Consider the following 20,265-nt stretch of genomic DNA (forward strand, 5'->3'; position numbering starts at 1 on the left):
GTCACTTCGCCGCGGCGATGTCGCGGTCGATCTGGGCCGCGGTGTCGGCGAGCCCCTTCTTCAGGTCGGTGACCTGACCCTTCTCGTACCGCTGGGAGAACTTCTGGAGGGTGTCCTGGTAGGCGGAGCCGTTGACCGCGCCGTCCGAGGTGGTGGAGGCGGGGTGCCGGGCGATGTCCAGGAAGGTCTTGAAGCGCGGGTCGAAGTTCAGCTTCGGGGACTTCAGCGCCTCCAGGGTGGAGGGCACGTTGCCGATGTCCTGGGCGAAGGCGACCACGGCGTCGGTGTCCGTGGTCATGTACTTCACCAGCTCCCAGGCCGCGTTCTGCTTCCGGCTCTGCGGCGCGATGCCCATGATCGTGCCGGAGAGGTAGCCCTTGCCGTACTCGGCCACCTCGTCGTCCGCGACCGGCAGCGGCGCGACGCCGATCTCGAAGCCGGGCTTCGCCGCCTCGGCGAACCTCAGCCGCCACTCGCCGTCGAGCTGCATGGCGACCTGGCCGGTGTGGAAGGGGTGCTCGGCGCCCCACTCGTCACCGAACGCGGTGCGGTACTTGTCGAGCTTCCGGAACCCGCCGAGGGCGTCCACCAGGGACTTCTGGTACGTCATCATCTCGGCGAACGCCGGATCCTTCGCGACGGTCGACTTCCCGTCCCGGTCGAAGTACCCGCCGTGCTTCCACTGCGACATGTAGTGCGAGACGACCGTCTCGTAGCCGAGGTAGGTCGGCATGAAGCCGAGCCGCTCGTACGAGTCGCCCTTGGGCTTCGTCAGCTTCCTGGCGACCTCGGTGAACTCGGACCAGGTCTTCGGCGGCGCCTCGGGGTCGAGTCCGGCCTGCCGGAAGGCGTCCTTGTTGTAGTAGAGCCCGTACGCGTCGGAGAGCAGCGGCAGGCTGCACCGCCGGCCCTCGAACTGCGTGTAGTCCTGGAGGACCTTCGGGAAGGTCTTGTCCAGGTCCAGCTTCGACTTCTCCATGAAGGGCTTCAGGTCCGCCAGGGCGCCCGAGGCGCAGAACTTGCCGACGTTGGAGGTGGTGAACGAGGAGACGACGTCCGGGCCGTTCGAGCCGCCCGCGCGCAGGGCCTGGCCGAGCTTGTCGTCGTTGATGCCGCCGACGAGCTTCACCTTGATGTTCGGGTGGGCCTTCTCGAAGCGGGCGACGTTGGCCTCGATCGCCTTGACCTCGGCGGGCGCCGCCCAGCCGTGCCAGAAGGTGATCGTCGTCTCGGCGTTCGGGTCGTCGGCGCCCGCGCTGTCCGCGGAGCCGGTACAGGCGGAGGCGAGGAGGGCGATCGAGGCGGTGGCGGCGAGCGCGACGGCGGCTCTGCGCGGGCGTACGGGCATGGGGGTTCTCCCTGGGGCGGGCGGAGGGGAAGCGGGGTCAGCGGGACGTGTCGAAGAGCTCGTCGCGGGTGGCGGCGAGGGCGCTTTCGAGGGCCCCGCGCAGGACGGGGCGCCGGTGCACGGCGGCGAGGACCAGGCGCGGCCGGGAGGCGGCGAGGTCGGCGAGCGCGGACTGCACGCGGGCGCGCAGGGGTTCGCCGCCGGCGACGAGGACCTCGCCGGAGAGGACGATCAGCTCGGGGTCGAGGACGGCGACGAGGGAGGAGAGGCCGACGGCGACCCGCTCGGCGTACCGGTCGAGGAGGGCCGCGTGCGCGGGGTTCCCGGCCTCCTCCTCGGCGGCGCGCGCGAGCAGCCCGGACGCGACCGGCACGTACGGCTGCTCGGGGGTGTCGATGCCGAGGGCGCGGGCGATCCGGGGCACGGACTGGACCCCGGCGAGCTCCTGGTAGCCGCCGGAGTTGGCCTGGGCGACCCGCCGCACGAGCGGGGTGCCGGGCACGGGCATGAACCCGACCTCGCCGGCGCCGCCGGTGAAGCCCCGGTGCAGCCGCCCGCCGAGGACGAGGGCGGCGCCGATGCCCTCCTCGTTCCAGAGCAGGGCGAAGTCGGAGTGGCCCCGGGCGGCGCCCAGGCGCTGTTCGGCCAGGGCGACGAGGTTGACGTCGTTCTCGTACTCGAACGGCATCGGCAGGGCGGCGGCCAGCTCCTCCAGGAGGGTGGGGGAGTGCCAGCCGGGCAGGTGGGAGGCGTACCGCAGGCGTCCGGTGGCCGGGTCGAAGGCGCCGGGGGTGCCGATGACCAGGCGCCGCACGTCCGCGCGGGCGATCCCGGCCGCCTTCACGGCCCCGTCGAGGACCTCGGTGACCTGGCCGACGACCCCGGCGGCGGAGCGGCCGGGGGTGGGCAGCTCGGACTCGCCGACGATCTCGCCGGTGACGTCGGCGACGGCGGCGCGGATGCGGCGGGTGGTGACGTCGAGCCCGGCGGCGTACGCGGCGCGCGCGTTCACCGAGTAGAGCTGGGCGTTCGGCCCGGGGCGGCCCTCGGTGGTGCCGGTGGCGACGACGAGCCCGGCCGCTTCGAGGCGGGCGAGGAGCTGGGAGGCGGTCGGCTTGGAGAGCCCGGTGAGCTTGCCGACGCGGGTCCGCGAGAGCGGGCCGTGCTCCAGGAGCAGGTCCAGGGCGGCGCGGTCGTTCATGGCCCGCAGCACGCGTGGTGTGCCGGGGGTTCCCGGGGTCGTACCGGCCATGGGGTGCGCACCTGCCCTTGCACTGTCTGCACTGTTAGGAAAGTTTCCTATTGAGTGGAAGGAAAATAATTCGCCCGTCACCGGCCCGTCAATACCCGGGAACGCACGAATGCCCGGGAACGCGGGAAGCCCCCGAAGGCAACGGAATCGTTGCCCGCGGGGGCCTCGCGGTGGTTGGAACGGATGACGCCGGAATCTACTTGGAGAGGTCCTTCGGCAGCGGGGTCGCCGCCGCCGACTGCGGCGAGGTCGCGTTGCCGAAGACCGAGGGGGCCGCCATGCCCGCCGTCGGGTCGGCCGCCGACTCCTCGACCGGGGCCGGGAGCCCGCCCACGATCCGGATGCCGGCCTCGTCCAGGCCCCGCTTGATCCGCCAGCGCAGCTCGCGCTCCACGCCGAGCGCCTTGCCCGGCATCGTCTTCGCCGCGACCCGGATCGTCATGGAGTCGATCAGCACCTCGTTCAGGCCGAGCACCTCCACCGGACCCCACAGGCGCTCGTTCCACGGCTCCTCCTTGGCCATGGCCTCCGCCGCCTCGGTGATCACCGACCGCACCCGGTCCAGGTCCTCCGTCGGCCGGACCGTCACGTCGACGGCCGCCGTCGCCCAGCCCTGGCTGAGGTTCCCTATCCGCTTGATCTCGCCGTTGCGCACGTACCAGATCTCGCCGTCCTCCCCGCGCAGCTTGGTCACCCGCAGGCCCACCTCGACGACCTCGCCGGAGGCCACGCCCGCGTCGACCGAGTCACCGACGCCGTACTGGTCCTCCAGGATCATGAAGACGCCGGACAGGAAGTCGGTCACCAGGTTCCGCGCGCCGAAGCCGATCGCCACACCGGCCACACCGGCCGAGGCGAGCAGCGGCGCCAGGTCGATCTTGAAGGCGCCGAGGATCATCAGCCCGGCCGTGCCCAGGATCAGGAAGGACGCCACCGAGCGCAGCACCGACCCGATCGCCTCCGAGCGCTGCCGCCGCCGCTCGGTGTTGACGAGCAGACCGCCCAGGGCCGTCCCCTCCACCGCCTGCGCCGAACGGTTCATCCGCTCGATCAGCTTCGTCAGGGCCCGGCGGACTGCCATCCGCAGGAGGAGCGCGACGACCAGGATGAGGAGGATGCGCAGGCCGGTGTTCAGCCAGGTGGACCAGTTCTCCTCCACCCAGGTGGCGGCGTTCGTGGCTCGCTCCGCGGCCTCGTCCAGGGTCACCGGCATCGGTTCGGGTTCGGTGGCAGCCGCCAGGGCGGACCAGGACACGGGACAACCTCCAGGCATCGCGTACGCAGGCCATCCACAGTAACGGGGCGCCGGACGTGGTCCCGTGGTCCCGTCCGGCGGAGAGACGGACCTCACCAGGGAGGGAAGGGGAGGTGCGCGTGCGGCCGGTGTGGTCGAGAACACTCCGGGCCCCGTCACCCCGATCGCGATACGTGGTGGCGCTCCGACCAGGCATGAGGAGAAACTGAGAGCAGTTCGTCCCGGCGCGAGCCACGCGCCGCCGGCGCCATAGGAGGCATCCGTGCCGCATGTCCTGGTCCTCAACGCGTCGTACGAGCCGCTCGGCGTCGTACCGCTCCGCCGCGCACTCGTCCTCGTCCTGGAGAACAAGGCTCTCTGCCTCGAGGAGTCCGGCGCCTTCCTGCACAGCGAGACCCAAGTCGTCCCCGCGCCCAGCGTGGTGCGACTGAAGCGCTTCGTGCGGGTCCCCTACCGGGGGCCCGTTCCCTTGACCCGCCGGGCCCTCTTCGCCCGCGACGGCGGGCGCTGCGCGTACTGCGGGGGCGTCGCGACCAGCGTCGACCACGTGATCCCGCGCAGCCGCGGGGGCACGCACGCCTGGGAGAACGTGGTGGCGGCCTGCCGCCGCTGCAACCACGTCAAGGCCGACCGGCACCTGCGCGAGCTCGGCTGGCGGCTGCGCCACCAACCGGCCCCGCCGACCGGCCTGGCCTGGCGGATCATCGGAACCGGCCACCGGGACCCCCGCTGGCTGCCGTACTTGCAGCCGTACGGCGCCGAGGACGTGATGGCCCGGATCGACTCCGTCGCGGAGACCCCCGTAGGGGCGCTCACGACGGGTTGAGCCGGGCCTTTCGCGTACGCGGGAGCCTTCGCACGGCCTGCGGCACGGAGCGGCGCGCGCCCAGGGGGTGTCCGGCGGATCATGGCCGGATCCGCCGGACACCCCTAGGGAGCGGGCCGCTCCCCGGGCGTGCCCGGGGGCGCGGTCTCGGGGGCTCCGGGGGCCTCCGGAGCCGTCACGGGCTTCTCGGGCTGCCCCTTCTCGGGCTCTTCGGGGGCCTTCGGCTTCCCCGGGTCCTCCGGCTTCTCCGGCTTGCCCGGCTTCTCCGGGGGCGCCACCGCATACGTCTCCACCGACCAGAGCGAGTAGCCGAAGCGGGTCGCCCGCTTCTCGCCCTGGACCCGCAGGAAGCGCGTGTCCGCCGCGTCCATCCGGACCGACTCCCGGCCGCCCCTGCCCTCCGTGACCGTCGCCGCCGTGCGCCACACCCGGCCGTCCGCCGAGACCTGGACGCGGTAGCGGGAGGCGTACGCGTCCTGCCAGTGCAGCACCACCTGCCCTATCCGGGCCGGCGCGGGCAGCTCCAGCTGCCACCAGGCGCCGTCCTCCTCCGGGGAGGACCAGCGGGTGGCCGGATCGCCGTCCGCCGCCGAGGAGGCCGGGAAGTCGGCGGTCTCGTCGCCCGACGAGGAGGCCCGCGCCGTCCGGGCCAGGTCCGGGCCCGCCGTACGGGGGAAGGCCCGGACCGTCAGGACCCGCTCCTCGCCCGCGAAGGACACCGGCACCCGGTACGAGCCGACCGGCACGTCCGCCGCCACCGACACCTCCAGGGGGACGCGGGTCCGGGCGCCGCGCTCCACCGAGGCCCGCTCCGGCAGCCGGACCGCGATCCCCTTCGGGGCCCTCGCCGTCAGCGGCCCGCGCACCCCGCCCGCGCGCCGGCCCGTCAGCTCCACGTCCACCCGCTGCGCCGGGCCGCCGATCTCCGCGTCCGTCTCCGCGCGGGCGAGGGCGACGTCGGCGCGCGGCCCGTCCGCGAACCACGGCACCAGGGACCGCACCTCGGGGGCCGGGCCCCCTTCGCTCCACGCGACCCGCAGCGCCTCGGCCCGCAGCCCCTTCAGATCGGTCTGCGTCCACCCCGACGGCGACAGCGGGCCGAGCGGCCGCCAGCCCTCGCCGGGGACGTACGCCTCCACGCGCGCGTCCGTGCCCGCGCGGCCGCCCTCCGGACCCGGTGCGGCAAGGACCGTCAGGGCCTCCACGGACCGGGCCCGGTCGAGCCGCACGGTGTACGAGCCGGTGGCCCGCTCGGCCCGCGCCGCCGGGGCCCGGTCGGCGCCCGTCCAGGCCGCCGTCTCCTTCAGCGCGCGCGTGAGGAACGGGTCGAGGACCCCCGCGCCGACCGTCACCCGGCTCGTGCCCAGGGCCTTCCGCAGCTCTTCGAGCCCCCGTTGCGCCCGCCAGGCCGCCGCGCCGTCGCCGCGCCCCTGGGCGAGCAGCATGTCGACCGCCGTCTCGCCCGCCAGGCCGTACCGGGAGAGCTGCTCCAGCCACGGCCCCGTCTCGTCGCCGAGGGCACCGCCCGCGGTGCCCGCCAGCCGCTCGGGGGCCCGCCGCATCACGGTGAACGCGTCCCGCAGCCCCCGCGCCGCCTCCTCACGCGCGCGCGTGTCCGCGCCGCCGCGCGCCTCCCAGAAGGCGGCCAGGAGCGGCTTCAGATAGGCCGATTCGCCCGCCGGGGCGAGGATCGAGGAGGCGCCGTTCCCGGCGAGCGCCCGCAGCGCCCCGCGGGCGGCCGGGTCCGGGCCCGCGAGGTCGTCGACGGCGGCCCGCCAGGACTCCTCGGGCCGGTAGCCCTTCGGGTTCCAGGCGTAGTCGGCGGTGGTGAACAGCGGGACGCGGGAGGCCGCCGCCTGCTCCATGGCGTGGGCGAGGAAGGCGGCGGAACCGGCGGCCACGGCCGGCTCCCGGCCCGTCGCGGGACCGAGGAACAGCCGGTCCTGCGCGTAGTCGTTGACCGGGTAGTTGTCCATGGTGACCAGCGGATGGCCCAGCGCCTTCCGGGCGCCGGCCAGCTCGCCGCCGGTGATCGTGCGCGGCACGACGCCGACCCCGGTCCACGCCACCCGCACGCCCGTGTCCAGCGCCTCGGCGAACTTCGCCCGGTACGCGGTCGACCCGTCCTGGTAGTACTCCGTCGGCATCACCGTCAGCGGCTCGCCGTCCGGGTGCCGTTCGGCCAGGTGCCGGGCGACCGTGTTCGCCACGCGCGCGTGGGCGGCGGCGGCCGCCTCGGGACCGCGCCCGAAGGCGTCGGCGTCCCGCGAGCAGTGCCACTCGTCGTACGAGGCGTCCTGGAACTGGAGCTGGAAGGAGCGCACCCCGAGCGCCCACATGTCGTCGAGCTTCCGGGTCAGCGCCGCCACGTCGGCGGACGAGGCCAGGCACATGGACTGGGCGGGCGACACGGCCCAGCCGAGCGTCACGTGGTTGGCCCGGGCCCGCTCCGCGAGCGCGCGGAACTCCGCCCGCTGCGCGGCCGGGTAGGGCTCCCGCCACTGGAGCTGGCGGTACGGGTCGTCCCCGGGCGCGTACAGATAGCGGTTCTGCTTGGTCCGGCCCAGGAAATCGAGCTGCCCGAGCCGCTGTTCCAGGGTCCACGGGCGCCCGTAGAAGCCCTCGGTGACACCGCGCTCGGCCGTGCCGGGCCAGTCCCGGACGACGACCCCGGGCACCTCCCGGCCGGAGCCGAGGAGCTGACGCAGCGTCTGCACGGCGTGGAACAGGCCGTCCTCGCCGACCCCGTCCAGGACCACGGTGTCCCGCCCCCGGAACCGGCCCGTGGCGAGCCGGTAGCCGCCGCGCGGCAGGTCGAGGCGCTCGGGCACGCCCAGGGCGGTCAGCGCCTCCTCCGCGCCCTCCCCGGCGGGCCCGGCGGCCCGGACCACCGGGCCCCGGCCCGGGAGTCCGGTGTGGACGGTCCGCACCCCGGCCGCCCGCAGCAGCCCGCGCAGCGCGTCGAGGGCGTACGGATCGGCGTCCGCGTCCGCGAGCAGCGTCACCTCGTCCCCGAGCCGTACGGAGGGCCCGGCGGCCGCCAGGGACTGCGGCCGGGGCCAGACGGCGGGCACGCGCGCGGGGGCCTGCCGGACGGCGTCCGCCGGGGGAGGGGCGGGGGTCCGTGCGGGCGTGGGGGCCGCCGGGGCCGCGGGCACCCTCGGGAGGGCCTGCGCCGCGCCGGGGACGCCGCCGAGGAGGCCGCCGATGACCGCGGCGGCGACGGCTGTCGCCGTCCGCTTCCTGCGCCCGAGGTGCACGGGTGTCTCCCTTCGGCGGGGCCGGCCGCTCCGCCGGTTGGTCACGAGTGGGTCACGAGCCCACCACCCGTCGTACGCGAGTGTCAATGCGCATGGCCGATGTGTCGGCTTTGCCCGGTGCGTCGTCGGCGGGGTGACGCCACTCCACCGCTTCGCGCCGGTAAAACGAGGTGCGGTGGGTAGGTCTCAGTCGTTGTCCAGGTCCCACCTGTCGAGACGAACCGGGAGACCCCCGTGACCACGACCGCCCGCCACGGACGGATACGGATTCCGCAGCAGACGGCGCCCGTCGGCGAACCGCTGACCAGCGAGCCGCCCCTGCCCGAAGCGTCCCCCCTCACCAGCGAGCCCCCGCTGACCGCGGAGGCCCACCTGACCAGCGAACCCACCGCCCCCGTCAACGCGGGCGGCCCGGAGTCCCCCGGAGTGTGAAGTGACCCTGGCCCGTCTCGCCGCCCGTCACGGCGTCGCCACCGTCCACGGCCCCGCCGACGGCGGTGACGTGCCCGTGCCCGAGGCCACCGTGGTGGCCGTCCTCGCCGCCCTGGGCGTGGACGCGTCCACGCCGGAGGCGGTCGCGGCCGCCCTCGCGGCGGCGGAACGGGCCGACCGGGAGAGCCTGTTGCCCCCGACTTTGGTCCACTGGCGGACCGGGGCCGGGAGCGAGGACCCCGGCACGCGCGGGGACCGCGCCCCCGGCACCGACCCGCTCGGGGAAACGGGCGGGAGGACGGGCGGGGGAGCGGACGAAGGACCGGTCGCGGAGGTACGCGGGGAAGCGGGCGAAGGACCGGTCGCCGGCGCGCGCGAGGGAACGGGCGCGTACGGGGACTCCCTCCGCCCCCCGTCCCACCTCCCGCCCGGCACCCGGCTCCAGGTCACCACCGAGGACGGCGCCGTCGTCCTCGGCGACGACTGGTCGGGGCTGCCCCTCGGCGTCCACGCGGTCGAGGCCGAGGCCCCCGACGGGCGCACGGCCACCGCCACCCTGATCGTGAGCCCCGCGCGCGTGCCCGGACCGGACCGGCGCGCCTACGGACTGCTCGTCCAGCTCTACTCGCTGCTCTCCGACCGCTCCTGGGGCATGGGCGACCTCGGCGACCTGCGCGAGCTCGTCACCTGGGCGGGCCGGCGGCACGGCGCCGGGTTCGTCCAGGTCAACCCGCTCCACGCGGGCGTGCCCGGCGCCCCCACCGACCCCTCCCCGTACCGCCCCTCCTCGCGCCGCTTCCCGGACCCCGTCCACCTGCGGATCGAGGAGATCCCCGAGTACGCCCTGATCGGCCCCGAGCGCCGCGAGGAGCTGGACCGGATCCTCGCCGACGCGGCCGAGCTGCGCGAGCGGGTCCTCGGCAAGGGGGCCCTGATCGACCGGGACGCGGTCTGGGAGGTCAAGCGGCGGGCCCTGGAGCTGCTCCTCGCGAGCGTGGAGCTCGGCCCCGGGAGGCGCGCCGACTTCCACGACTTCCTGGCCGGGCGGGGCCGCGCCCTGGAGGACCACGCCACCTACCAGGCCCTCGCGGAGCGGCACGGCCCCCACTGGCGCGCCTGGCCCGACGCCCTGCGCACCCCGCGCGCGGCGGAGGCGGCCGTGCGCGCCGATCCGGCCCTGGCCGCCCGGGTCGACTTCCACTGCCGGCTCGCCTGGCTGACGGACCGGCAGCTCGCGGATGCGGCCGGGGCCGCCCGCGAGGCCGGGATGGCGGTCGGGATCGTCCACGACCTGGCGGTCGGCGTCCACCCGGAGGGCTCGGACGCCTGGGCCGGCCAGGAGGCCTTCGCCGCCGGCATGTCGGTCGGCGCCCCGCCCGACGCCTTCAACTCCCGCGGCCAGGACTGGGGCCTGCCGCCCTGGCGGCCCGACGCCCTCGCCGCCGCGGCCTACGCCCCGTACCGGGGACTCCTGCGCGAACTCCTGCGCCACGCGGGCGCGCTGCGCATCGACCACGTGATGGGCCTCTTCCGGCTCTGGTGGGTGCCGGAGGGCCGCGAGCCCACCGAGGGCACGTACGTCCGGTACGACGCCGAGGCGATGCTCGCCGTCCTCGTCCTGGAGGCGCACCGCGCCGGGGCCCTGGTCATCGGCGAGGACCTCGGCACGGTCGAGCCGGGGGTCCGGGAGGAGCTGGCCCGGCGCGGGGTGTTCGGGACCTCCGTGCTCTGGTTCGAGCGGGACTGGACGGGCACTGGCCACCCGCTGCCCCCGGAGGAGTGGCGCGCGGAGTGCGTGGCCACCGCCACCACCCACGACCTGCCCTCCACCGCGGCCCGGCTCTCCGGCGACCACGTCGTGCTGCGGCACCGGCTCGGGCTGCTCCCAGGCGACCTGGAGCGCGCGCGGGTGGCGGACCGGGCCGAGACCGCCGAGTGGCGCGGCCTGTTCGAGCGGCTCGGGCTGCTCCCGGAGGGCCCGGGGGAGGAGGCCGAGATCCGGGCCGTCCACCGGTACCTGCTCGCCACCCCGGCCCGGATGGTCGGGGTGTGGCTGCCGGACGCCGTGGGCGACCGCAGACCGCAGAACCTGCCGGGCACCTGGGACGAGTACCCCAACTGGCGGCTGCCGGTCGCGGGCCCCGACGGGCAGCCGCTCACCCTGGAGCGGCTGGCCGCCTCGCCCCGGGCGCACGCCCTCCTGAGCGAGCTGCACGCCCGTACGGCACCCCCGGGCGCGCGGCGCGTTTAGGCGTTCGCTACGTTTGCACCGTGGACAAGAAGAACGCCCTGCGCGCCGGCGCCGTCGCGGCCGGTACGACGCTGATGATGCTGCTCATGTCGTCCCCCGCGCTCGCGCTCACCCGCGACGACGGTGACGACCCGGCCCCCAAGCTGGAGGTCATCGAGACCCTCGGCCTGTTCGTGGCCGCCCCGCTGGCGCTGTTCCTGGTCATCACCGGCCTGGTGATGGTGCTCGACAAGTCGAAGAAGGCGTAACTCCGAGAAGGAGCGACTCCTTCCTCCGTCTTCGTCGAGGGCGCCGCACGGTACCGACGTACCGTGCGGCGCCTTCGCGCGCCCGCGCCCTCGTCAGACCGTGGCCGCGAGCAGCCTGCGCAGCAGCCCGGCCAGCTGCTCCGCCTCCTCCGCGCCGAGCGCCGCCTCCAGGGCCGCCCGCTGCTCCGCGAGGCCGTCCGCGACCGCCCGGTCCACCAGCTCCCTGCCGCGCTCGCTGAGGGTGACCCGCAGTCCGCGCCGGTCGTTCGGGTCGGGGCTGCGGCTGAGCAGCCCGGCCTTCTCCAGGCGGTCGAGGCGGCCCGTCATACCTCCCGTGGTGATCATCAGCGTGGCGGACAGCTCGCGCGGCGAGAGCGTGTACGGCGCCCCCGACCTGCGTAGGGTCGCGAGCACGTCGAACTCCCCGCGCGCCACGCCGTGGGGCGCGTACGCCCGGGCCACCCGGTCGCCCATGGCGTCGGACAGCCGGTAGATCCGGCCGAAGACGGCCATGGGGACCGTGTCCAGGTCGGGCCGGACGGCCGCCCACTGGTCGGTGATGGCGTCGACGGCGTCGTGGGCGGGGCCGGGTCCGGGGCCGTCGGCTCGGCCGGGGCCGGGGGTCTTCGTGTCCATGCGCCCAGTCTCCCCTTCCGCACGGCTCCCGTACGAGGCGGCCGGCAGAAAAACCTTGCGAGTAAATAGCTTAGTGCTAAGTTAATTAGTGCCAAGCGAATCCGGGGTCTCCGCACCCCGGCGCACCGGCACTCGCACCCAGGGGGAACCCGCATGTCCCACCAGACCACCACGTCCCGCGAGACGGGCGCGTCCCGCAAGGCCGCCTTCGTCGCGCTGACCGCCCTCGCCCCGATCTCCTGGGGCTCCACCTACTACGTCACCACCGAGTTCCTGCCGCCCGACCGGCCCCTCTTCACCGGTCTGATGCGCGCCCTGCCCGCCGGACTCCTGCTCCTGGCGCTCACCCGCACGCTCCCGAAGGGCGCCTGGTGGGGGAAGGCCGCCGCCCTCGGCGCCCTCAACATCGGCGCCTTCTTCCCGCTGCTCTTCCTCGCCGCCTACCGGCTCCCCGGCGGGGTCGCCGCCGTCGTCGGCTCCGTCGGCCCGCTCTTCGTCGTCGGCCTCGCCGCCCTCCTGCTGGGCGACCGGCCCACCGTCAGGTCCCTGGTCACCGCCGTCGCCGCGGCCTTCGGCGTCAGCCTCGTGGTCCTGAAGGCGGGGGCGGCGCTCGACCTGGTCGGCGTGGTCGCCGGACTGCTCTCCGCCCTCTCCATGTCGGCGGGCGTCGTCCTCACCAAGCGCTGGGGCCGTCCCGAGGGCGTCGGCGCCCTCGCCGCCACCGGCTGGCAGCTCACCGCGGGCGGCCTCGTCATCCTGCCGTTCGCCCTCCTGGCCGAGGGCGCCCCGCCTGCCCTGACCGGTACGAACCTGGCCGGCTACGCCTACCTGGCGCTCGGCAACACCGCCGTCTCGTACGTCCTCTGGTTCCGCGGCATCGAGCGGCTGGGCGCCTCCTCGGTCACCCTCCTCGGCCCCCTCTCGCCGGTCACCGCCGCGATCATCGGCTGGGCGGCGCTCGGCCAGGCGCTCGGCCCGGTCCAGCTCCTCGGCGTCGCGATCGCCCTCGGCGCCACCCTGGCGGGCCAGCTCACCCCCCGTACGCCCGGGCCCCCGGCGGAAGTCTTCGGCGCGGGCGAACGGAAGGAGCCGGAGGCCTCGGCCGAACCGGAGGCCTCGGCCGAACCGGAGGTCTGCGAGGCGCCCCGATAGGTTGCGCCCATGACCGAGTGGGACATCAAGAAGCTCCGGATCCTCCGCACCCTCCGCGACCGCGGCACCGTCACCGCGACCGCGGAGGCCCTGCTCATGACCCCCTCGGCCGTCTCGCAGCAGCTCGCCAACCTCGCCAAGCAGCTCGGGGTGACGCTCCTGGAGGCCCAGGGCCGCCGGGTCCGGCTCACCGACGCCGCCCATCTGGTGCTGCGCCACGCGGAGGCGGTCTTCGCGCAGTTGGAGCGCGCCGACGCCGAACTCGACGCCCATCTGCGGGGCGAGGCCGGGCGGGTGCGGGTGGCGGCCTTCCCCACCGCCGTGCCCGCGCTCGTCGTCCCCGCCGTACGACACCTGCGGACCGCCCACCCCCGGCTCGACGTCCGGGTCCGGGAGGCCGAGGCGGCGGAGGCGTACGAACTGCTCACGGCCGGCGAGGTCGACCTCGCCCTCTCGCTCGCCGCCCACGCGCCCTCCGCCCGCGACCCCAAGTTCGGCCGGACGCCGCTGCTCGCCGATCCGCTCGACGTGGCCCTGCCCGCCGGGCACCCGCTCGCCGGCGCCCCCGGCCTGCGGCTCGCGGACCTCGCCGCCGAACCCTGGATCTACGGCGGCTCCGGCCCCTGGTCCGAGATCACCACCGCCGCCTGCGAGGCCGCCGGCTTCACGCCCGAGCAGGCCCACAGCGCCTCGGGCTGGACCGCGATCCTCGCCATGGTCGAGGCCGGGATGGGCGTCGCGCTCGTGCCCCGCATGGCCTCCGCCGAACGCCGGGGCGGCACCGGGGTCGTCATGCGCGTCCTCTCCGCCGACCAGCCGCGCCGCCACGTCGTCGCGGCGGTGCGGAGCGGGGCGGAGGAGGGCCCGGCGGTGGCCCGGGTCCTCGCCGCGCTCCGGCGGGCGGCGGCGGGACGCGAAACCGTTCAGCACGGCTGACCGGCGGGCGGCGGCGGGACGCGAGACCGTCCGGCACGACTGACCGGCGGGCGGCGGCGGAACGCGAAACCGTTCAGCACAGCTGAAAGGAATCATCGAAAACATTCGATGGACCTGGAAGGGGCGGACGCGGGAAGGTCGGTCCATGAGCAGCTTCGACGAGAACCAGGACCCGCACGCCAACGACGCCGCCCCCTACTCCGGCGGAGACCCCTACGCCGACTACCGCACCGGGGACTTCCCCTTCACCGAGCTCGTCGACCTCGCCGACCGCCGCCTCGGCGCCGGGGTCGTCGCCGCCAACGACGAGTTCTTCGCCGAGCGGGAGAACCTCCTCGTCCGCGAGCGCGCCGTCTTCGACCCCGAGCACTTCGGCCACAAGGGCAAGATCATGGACGGCTGGGAGACCCGCCGCCGCCGGGGCGCCGACGCCGGGAACGTTTTCCCCGCCCCCGAGGACCACGACTGGGCGATCGTCCGCCTCGGCGCCCCCGGCGTCGTCCGGGGGATCGTCGTCGACACCGCCCATTTCCGGGGCAACTACCCGCAGAAGGTGTCGGTCCAGGCCGCCGCCGTCGAGGGCAGCCCGAGCCCGGCCGAACTCCTCGACGCGAAGTGGGAGGAGCTCGTCCCGCCCACCCCCGTCCGGGGCCACGCCGCCAACGGCTTCGCGATCGACGTCGAGCGCCGCTTCACCCACGTCCGCCTCTGCCAGCACCCCGACGGCGGCGTCGCCCGCCTCCGCGTCCACGGCGAGGTCGTGCCCGACCCCGAGTGGCTGGAGCTCCTCGGCACCCTCGACCTGGTCTCCGTGCTGAACGGCGGCACGTACGAGGACGCCTCGGACCGGTTCTACTCCTCGCCCACCCAGATCATCCTGCCCGGTACCTCCCGCAAGATGGACGACGGCTGGGAGAACCGCCGCCGCCGGGTCCGCGACACCAACGACTGGGTGCGCTTCCGGCTCGCCGCCCAGGGCGCCGTCCGCGCCGTCGAGATCGACACCGCCTACCTCAAGGGCAACTCGGCGGGCTGGATCGCCCTCCAGGGCCGCAACGGCGAGACGGGCGAGTGGTTCGAGATCATCCCCAGGACCCGGCTCCAGCCCGACACCCCGCACCGCTTCAAGCTGCCCGCGCGGGCCGTGGTCACCCATGTGCGCCTGGACGCCTTCCCGGACGGCGGCGTCGCCCGGATGCGCCTCCACGGCACGCTGACGGAGCAGGGCGCGGCCGATCTGCGCGCCCGCTTCACGGCCCTCGGCGGCTGACCGCCAGGACGGGGAGAAGGGGCGCCCCACCGGGGAGGGCGCCCCTTCTCACGTACTCACGTACTCACGTACTCACGTACGGCCTGCCGGTGGTCTCAGACCGCCGCCGCCGAGTCCGCCGCCTGCGCCTTCAGGGCGCGCTCGACGCCCGCGCGGCACTCCGTCACCAGACGCCGCAGCGCCGGGGCCGGCTGGTGCTCCGCGAGCCACGCGTCCGTCGCGTCCAGCGTCTCCTGCGACACCTGGAGCCTCGGGTAGAGACCGACCACGATCTGCTGCACGATCTCGTGGCTGCGGGTCTCCGCGACGCCCTTGATCGCCCCGAAGTACTTCGCGGTGTACGGGGCGAGCAGCTCGCGCTGGTCGGACTGGACGAAGCCGCCGATCACGGCCTCCTGCACGGCGTTCGCCAGCTTGTCGTCCTCGACGACCGACGCCCAGGCCTCGGCCTTGGCCTCCTCCGACGGACGGGCCGCCCGCGCGGTCGCCGCGTGCCGCTCGCCCGCCGCCGTGCGGTCGCGCTCCAGCTCGCCGGCGATCTCCGCCTCGTCGTAGTCCCCGGTCGCCGCGAGCCGCTGCACGAACGCCCAGCGCAGCTCGGTGTCCACCGCCAGGCCCTCGATCGTCTCGCGCCCCTCCAGGAGCGCCGCGAGCAGGCCGAGCTGCTGCGGGGTGCGGGCGGTCGCCGCGAAGGCGCGCGCCCACGCCAGCTGGTGGTCGCTCGCCGGCTCGGCCGCGCGCAGGTGCGCGAGCGTCGCCTCGGTCCAGCGGGAGAGCCCGGCCTCGCGCCACTCCGGCGCCGCGTACAGGTCGAGCGCCGCCTTGACCTGGCCCTGGAGCGACTGCACCACGCCGATGTCGGACTCCTTGGCGATGCCCGAGAGCACCAGCTCCAGGTAGTCGCGGGTGGCCAGCTCGCCGTCGCGGGTCATGTCCCAGGCCGAGGCCCAGCACAGCGCGCGCGGCAGCGACTCGGCGAAGTCGCCCAGGTGCTCGGTGACGTTGGCCAGCGACACGTCGTCCAGGCGCACCTTGGCGTACGACAGGTCGTCGTCGTTGAGGAGGACGACCGCCGGACGGCCCTTGCCGACGAGCTGCGGCACCTCGGTCCGTCCGGCCGCCGCGATGTCCAGCTCCAGGCGGTCGGTGCGCACGAGGCGGCCGGTCTCGTCCAGCTCGTAGAAGCCGATCGCGATCCGGTGCGGGCGCAGGACGGCCTCGCCCTTGGCGCCGGCGGGCAGCGCCGGGGCCTCCTGGAGGACCGCGAAGGCGGTGACGACGCCGTCCGCGTCGGTCTCGATCTCCGGGCGCAGGACGTTGATGCCGGCCGTCTCCAGCCACGCCTTCGACCAGGCGGTCAGGTCGCGGCCCGAGGTCTTCTCCAGGGCGCCGAGCAGGTCCGACAGGCGCGTGTTGCCGAAGGCGTGCGCCTTGAAGTACGCCTGCACGCCCTTGAAGAACTCGTCCTGGCCGACGTAGGCGACGAGCTGCTTGAGGACCGAGGCGCCCTTGGCGTACGTGATGCCGTCGAAGTTGACGAGCACGTCCTCCAGGTCGTTGATCTCGGCCATGATCGGGTGCGTGGAGGGCAGCTGGTCCTGGCGGTAGGCCCAGGTCTTCTCCGCGTTGGCGAAGGTGGTCCAGGCGTTCGGCCAGCGGGTGCCGGGCACGGCGGCCTGGCAGGCGACCGAGGTATAGGTGGCGAACGACTCGTTCAGCCACAGGTCGTTCCACCACTCCATGGTGACGAGGTCGCCGAACCACATGTGGGCGAGCTCGTGCAGGATGGTCTCGGCCCGCCGCTCGTACGCCGCGTCCGTCACCTTCGAGCGGAAGACGTACTGGTCGCGGATGGTGACCGCGCCCGCGTTCTCCATCGCGCCCGCGTTGAACTCCGGCACGAAGAGCTGGTCGTACTTGGCGAACGGGTAGTCGTACGCGAACTTCTCCTGGAACCAGTCGAAGCCCTGGCGCGTGACGTCGAAGATGTGGTCCGCGTCGAGGAACTCGGCGAGCGACGGACGGCAGTAGATGCCGAGCGGGACGGTCTGCCCGTCCTTCTCGTACGCCGAGTGCACCGAGTGGTACGGGCCGACGATCAGGGCCGTGATGTACGTGGAGATCCGGGGCGTGGGCTCGAAGACCCAGACGCCGTCCTTGGGCTCCGGCGTCGGAGAGTTCGAGATGACCTTCCACCCGGCCGGGGCCTTCACGGTGAACTGGAAGGTCGCCTTGAGGTCGGGCTGCTCGAAGGAGGCGAACACGCGCCGCGCGTCCGGCACCTCGAACTGGGTGTACAGATAGGCCTGGTCGTCGACCGGGTCGACGAAGCGGTGCAGGCCCTCACCGGTGTTGGTGTACGCGCAGTCGGCGACGACCTTGAGCTCGTTGCGGCCCTCCCGCAGGTGCGGCAGGGCGATCCGCGAGTCGCGGAAGACGGCGGCGACGTCCAGCGCGTGTCCGTTCAGGACGGCCTCGTGGACGGCGGGTGCGACGAGATCGATGAAGGTCTCGGCGCCCGCCTCGGCGGAATCGAAGCGGACGGTGGTGACGGACCGGTAGGTGCCGCCCTCCTGCGCACCGGAGAGGTCGAGTTCGACCTCGTACGCGTCCACGGTCAGCAGCGCCGCCCGCTGCCGGGCCTCTTCACGGGTCAGGTTCGTACCAGGCACCCGGTCAACTCCTCTGTTTCATGACGATTGGCCCCATCCTTCCACGCGGCGGCTCAGCGGCGCACGGCACATTTCCACGGCCCGTCGCCGCTGATCCGGAGCAGCCCGGGACCCGCCACGGGGGCGCTCACCCGGACCTCGCCGATCTCGTTGACCAGCTGGATCCGCTCCTCGTCGTCGTGGAGCGGGTCCTCCGGCGGGGCGTGCCGGTGCACGGCGAAGTGGCCCTCCCCGTGGTGCAGGAAGTCGAGGACCCCGGGCGGCCCCTCGTAGACCACGAGGTCGTGCGCGATCCCCTCGACGTGGCTGTCGAAGCGGCGCGCGTGGGAGAGCGGGAGGACCCGCAGCGTCCAGGGGGCGTCGGCGTCCACCCGCAGGGTCAGCGGGCGGGAGCGCGGGACGAGGGCGACGGTCCGGGCCCGGACGTCGTCCTCGTACGCCATGAGCAGGGAGTCCTCGGCCCGCCCGTAGGCGTCGCAGGACTGCACCGTGGTGAGGAGCGAGTGGTACGACTCCACCTCCAGGAGCACCCAGCAGCCCGCGGGCAGCCCCGGGTCGCAGTGCACGGTCTCCTTGCCGCGCCCCTGGTACACGGCGGGCCGGAACTCGGGGCCGTACGGGACGGGCGGGGCCGGGGGCGCCGGGCGCTCGTACTCCCGGTGATCCGGGTACTCCGGGTACTCCGGGTACTCCCGGGCCGGGGCCACCGGGGCCACCGGGGCCGCCGGGGCTGTCAGGGCCACCGGGGCCGCATACGCAGAAGGCGGCGCGTACCCCGGAGCCGCCGGGACCGCGTGCGCCGGGGGAGCCGCCGGCGGCACGTACCCCGGTCCCGGGATCGGGGGCGGCGGGGGCTCCACCACGATGCCGAAGTCCGTCGCGAGCCCGGCGAGCCCGGAGCCGTACCCCCGGCCGCCCGCGTGGAACCGCCAGCCGTCGCCCCACCGGTGGAACGCGCCGAAGACGAAGGCGGTCTCCGTCGTCGCCTCCCTGACCACCCGGTACGCGACGGGCGCCCCCGCCGCGTCCGTGACCCGCACGTCGAGGCCGGGCACCCGCCCGAAGCCGCCCCCGTCGACGGAGGCGGCGACCACCAGCCGGCCCACGTCCGGCTCCACGCGCGCGAGGTCCAGCCACAGCCAGTCGGCGGCCCGGCTGCCGGGCGCGCCGGGCGCCGACCTGCCCAGGTGCCGCACGGCCCCCGAGGGGTGCTCGGGGTGGTTGTAGAAGACCAGGTCGGCGTCGCCCCGCACCCGCCCCGCGGGGCCCAGGAGCAGCGCCGACACGTCCACGTCGGGCACCCCGTGCCCGGTCTGCCAGCCGATCGCCACATGGAGGGGCTGCGGGGGCACCGGCACGCCGTCCCCCTCGGGTATCCGGTTCATGGGGGAACTCTGGCACGGCCGGACGCGCCGGAGGGGCGGCTCCCCACAACGGGAGACCGCCCCTCCGGTACGCGTACCGCGGGGTCTCAGCCCTTCAGCTCGGCCGCGACCAGCTCCGCGATCTGCACGGCGTTCAGCGCCGCGCCCTTGCGCAGGTTGTCGTTGGAGAGGAAGAGCGCGAGGCCGTTGTCGACGGTCTCGTCCACGCGGATGCGGCCGACGTACGAGGCGTCCTTGCCGGCGGCCTGGAGCGGGGTCGGGATCTCGGAGAGCTCGACGCCCTCCGCGCCCTTCAGCAGCTCGTGGGCGCGCTCGACGCCGATCGGACGCTCGAAGCGGGCGTTGACCTGGAGGGAGTGGCCGGAGAAGACCGGGACGCGCACACAGGTGCCGGAGACCTTGAGCTCCGGGATCTCCAGGATCTTGCGGGACTCGTTGCGGAGCTTCTGCTCCTCGTCGGTCTCGAAGGAGCCGTCGTCGACGATCGAACCGGCCAGCGGCAGCACGTTGAAGGCGATCGGGCGCTTGTAGACGCCGGGCTCCGGGAAGTCGACGGCCCCGCCGTCGTGGGCGAGCGCGGCGGCGCCCTCGGCGACGGCCTTGACCTGGCCGTCCAGCTCGGCCACGCCGGCCACGCCCGAGCCGGAGACGGCCTGGTAGGTGGTGGCGACGAGGGCGACGAGGCCGGCCTCCTCGTGGAGCGGCTTGAGGACCGGCATCGCGGCCATCGTGGTGCAGTTCGGGTTGGCGATGATGCCCTTGGGGCGGTCCTTGACCGCGTGCGGGTTCACCTCGGACACGACGAGGGGGACCTCGGGGTCGCGGCGCCAGGCGGAGGAGTTGTCGATCACGACGGCGCCCTGGGAGGCGACCTTCTCGGCGAGGGCCTTGGAGGTGGCGCCGCCGGCGGAGAAGAGCACGATGTCCAGGCCGGTGTAGTCGGCGGTGGAGGCGTCCTCGACCGTGATGCCGTCCACGACGGTGCCGGCGGAGCGGGCGGAGGCGAAGAGCCGCAGCTCGTCGAGCGGGAACTTCCGCTCGGCCAGGATGGTGCGCATGACTGTGCCGACCTGACCGGTGGCTCCGACGATTCCGACCTTCACGGGGACTCCTCCGTGCTCATGGGGACGTATGGGCGGGGGTGCTGCTCGTCCATCATGCGGGCGACCACGGTCGCCTTGTCCAATCCATTGTCCAAGGTCCGGGACGGAAACGGAGGAGGGGCGGGGGGGGGGGCCCCCCCCCCCCCCCCCCCCGCACCCCCGGGGTTGGGGGGTGGGCGCCCCAAAACACCCCGCCCGGGGGCCCGCCCGGGGGGCGCGGGGGGGTGCGGGGCGCCACC

At 74.6% G+C, this 20,265-nt stretch carries 15 protein-coding genes; 7 read left to right on the top strand and 8 right to left on the bottom strand.

The genetic code is table 11. From position 1 onward, the window contains the following. Window position 1: 1 nt before the first annotated feature. From ACWGSR_RS28410 to ACWGSR_RS28420, 3 genes are all read right to left on the bottom strand, one after another. Window positions 2–1,348 carry an ABC transporter substrate-binding protein gene (locus ACWGSR_RS28410; protein WP_453570257.1) on the bottom strand — a complete coding sequence of 449 codons (1,347 nt, stop codon included), beginning with the start codon at window positions 1,346–1,348 and terminating at the stop codon, window positions 2–4. Window positions 1,349–1,385: 37 nt separating this feature from the next. Beyond that, a complete protein-coding gene (locus ACWGSR_RS28415) occupies window positions 1,386–2,600 on the bottom strand; it encodes an ROK family transcriptional regulator (RefSeq protein WP_376246828.1) in 1,215 nt (404 codons plus the stop codon). Between the two features lie 196 nt (window positions 2,601–2,796). Beyond that, window positions 2,797–3,873 (bottom strand): mechanosensitive ion channel family protein, encoded by a 1,077-nt coding sequence (locus ACWGSR_RS28420; protein WP_376246831.1) that lies wholly within the window; start codon window positions 3,871–3,873, stop codon window positions 2,797–2,799. Between the two features lie 244 nt (window positions 3,874–4,117). Between ACWGSR_RS28420 and ACWGSR_RS28425 the strand changes: the two genes are divergently transcribed. Continuing rightward, on the top strand, window positions 4,118–4,681 hold the full coding sequence (locus ACWGSR_RS28425; protein ID WP_366374738.1) for an HNH endonuclease: 564 nt from the start codon (window positions 4,118–4,120) through the stop codon (window positions 4,679–4,681). Between the two features lie 104 nt (window positions 4,682–4,785). On the opposite strand, the gene ACWGSR_RS28430 is transcribed toward ACWGSR_RS28425, so the two are convergent. Beyond that, entirely contained in the window at window positions 4,786–7,941 is a 3,156-nt protein-coding gene (locus ACWGSR_RS28430; RefSeq protein ID WP_453570262.1) for a beta-N-acetylglucosaminidase domain-containing protein, read from the bottom strand. Between the two features lie 234 nt (window positions 7,942–8,175). Here ACWGSR_RS28430 and ACWGSR_RS28435 point away from each other — a divergent pair, with 234 nt between their 5' ends. The 3 genes from ACWGSR_RS28435 to ACWGSR_RS28445 are packed head-to-tail and all read left to right on the top strand — an operon-like array spanning window position 8,176 to window position 10,872. After that, window positions 8,176–8,373, top strand: a complete 198-nt coding sequence (locus ACWGSR_RS28435) for a hypothetical protein (RefSeq protein WP_376245967.1) — start codon at window positions 8,176–8,178, stop codon at window positions 8,371–8,373. Window position 8,374: 1 nt separating this feature from the next. Next, window positions 8,375–10,624: a 4-alpha-glucanotransferase gene (gene malQ, locus ACWGSR_RS28440; RefSeq protein ID WP_453570266.1), complete on the top strand. Its 2,250-nt coding sequence runs from the start codon at window positions 8,375–8,377 to the stop codon at window positions 10,622–10,624. A 20-nt stretch (window positions 10,625–10,644) separates the two neighbouring features. Then, entirely contained in the window at window positions 10,645–10,872 is a 228-nt protein-coding gene (locus tag ACWGSR_RS28445; RefSeq protein WP_366374733.1) for a hypothetical protein, read from the top strand. Between the two features lie 93 nt (window positions 10,873–10,965). Here the strand turns inward: ACWGSR_RS28445 and ACWGSR_RS28450 are convergent, their stop codons facing one another. Then, window positions 10,966–11,508 (bottom strand): MarR family winged helix-turn-helix transcriptional regulator, encoded by a 543-nt coding sequence (locus ACWGSR_RS28450; protein WP_453570269.1) that lies wholly within the window; start codon window positions 11,506–11,508, stop codon window positions 10,966–10,968. A 153-nt stretch (window positions 11,509–11,661) separates the two neighbouring features. Here ACWGSR_RS28450 and ACWGSR_RS28455 point away from each other — a divergent pair, with 153 nt between their 5' ends. The 3 genes from ACWGSR_RS28455 to alc all read left to right on the top strand — a co-directional run bounded on the left by ACWGSR_RS28455 (window position 11,662) and on the right by alc (window position 14,866). Then, window positions 11,662–12,660 carry an EamA family transporter gene (locus ACWGSR_RS28455; protein ID WP_453570272.1) on the top strand — a complete coding sequence of 333 codons (999 nt, stop codon included), beginning with the start codon at window positions 11,662–11,664 and terminating at the stop codon, window positions 12,658–12,660. 9 nt (window positions 12,661–12,669) lie between these two features. Next, a complete protein-coding gene (locus tag ACWGSR_RS28460; protein WP_376245955.1) occupies window positions 12,670–13,596 on the top strand; it encodes a LysR family transcriptional regulator in 927 nt (308 codons plus the stop codon). Window positions 13,597–13,741: 145 nt separating this feature from the next. After that, window positions 13,742–14,866, top strand: a complete 1,125-nt coding sequence (gene alc, locus ACWGSR_RS28465) for an allantoicase (RefSeq protein ID WP_376245952.1) — start codon at window positions 13,742–13,744, stop codon at window positions 14,864–14,866. Window positions 14,867–14,961: 95 nt separating this feature from the next. Here the strand turns inward: alc and pepN are convergent, their stop codons facing one another. The 3 genes from pepN to ACWGSR_RS28480 all read right to left on the bottom strand — a co-directional run bounded on the left by pepN (window position 14,962) and on the right by ACWGSR_RS28480 (window position 20,026). After that, window positions 14,962–17,538: an aminopeptidase N gene (gene pepN / locus ACWGSR_RS28470; RefSeq protein WP_453570276.1), complete on the bottom strand. Its 2,577-nt coding sequence runs from the start codon at window positions 17,536–17,538 to the stop codon at window positions 14,962–14,964. A gap of 53 nt (window positions 17,539–17,591) precedes the next feature. Next, the gene (locus tag ACWGSR_RS28475) at window positions 17,592–18,923 is read right to left on the bottom strand and encodes a TerD family protein (RefSeq protein WP_453570279.1); all 1,332 of its coding nucleotides are present in this window, start codon (window positions 18,921–18,923) and stop codon (window positions 17,592–17,594) included. 86 nt (window positions 18,924–19,009) lie between these two features. Next, window positions 19,010–20,026 carry an aspartate-semialdehyde dehydrogenase gene (locus ACWGSR_RS28480; RefSeq protein ID WP_376245943.1) on the bottom strand — a complete coding sequence of 339 codons (1,017 nt, stop codon included), beginning with the start codon at window positions 20,024–20,026 and terminating at the stop codon, window positions 19,010–19,012. Window positions 20,027–20,265 lie beyond the last annotated feature (239 nt).

The organism is Streptomyces sp. NPDC055632 (assembly GCF_053618675.1).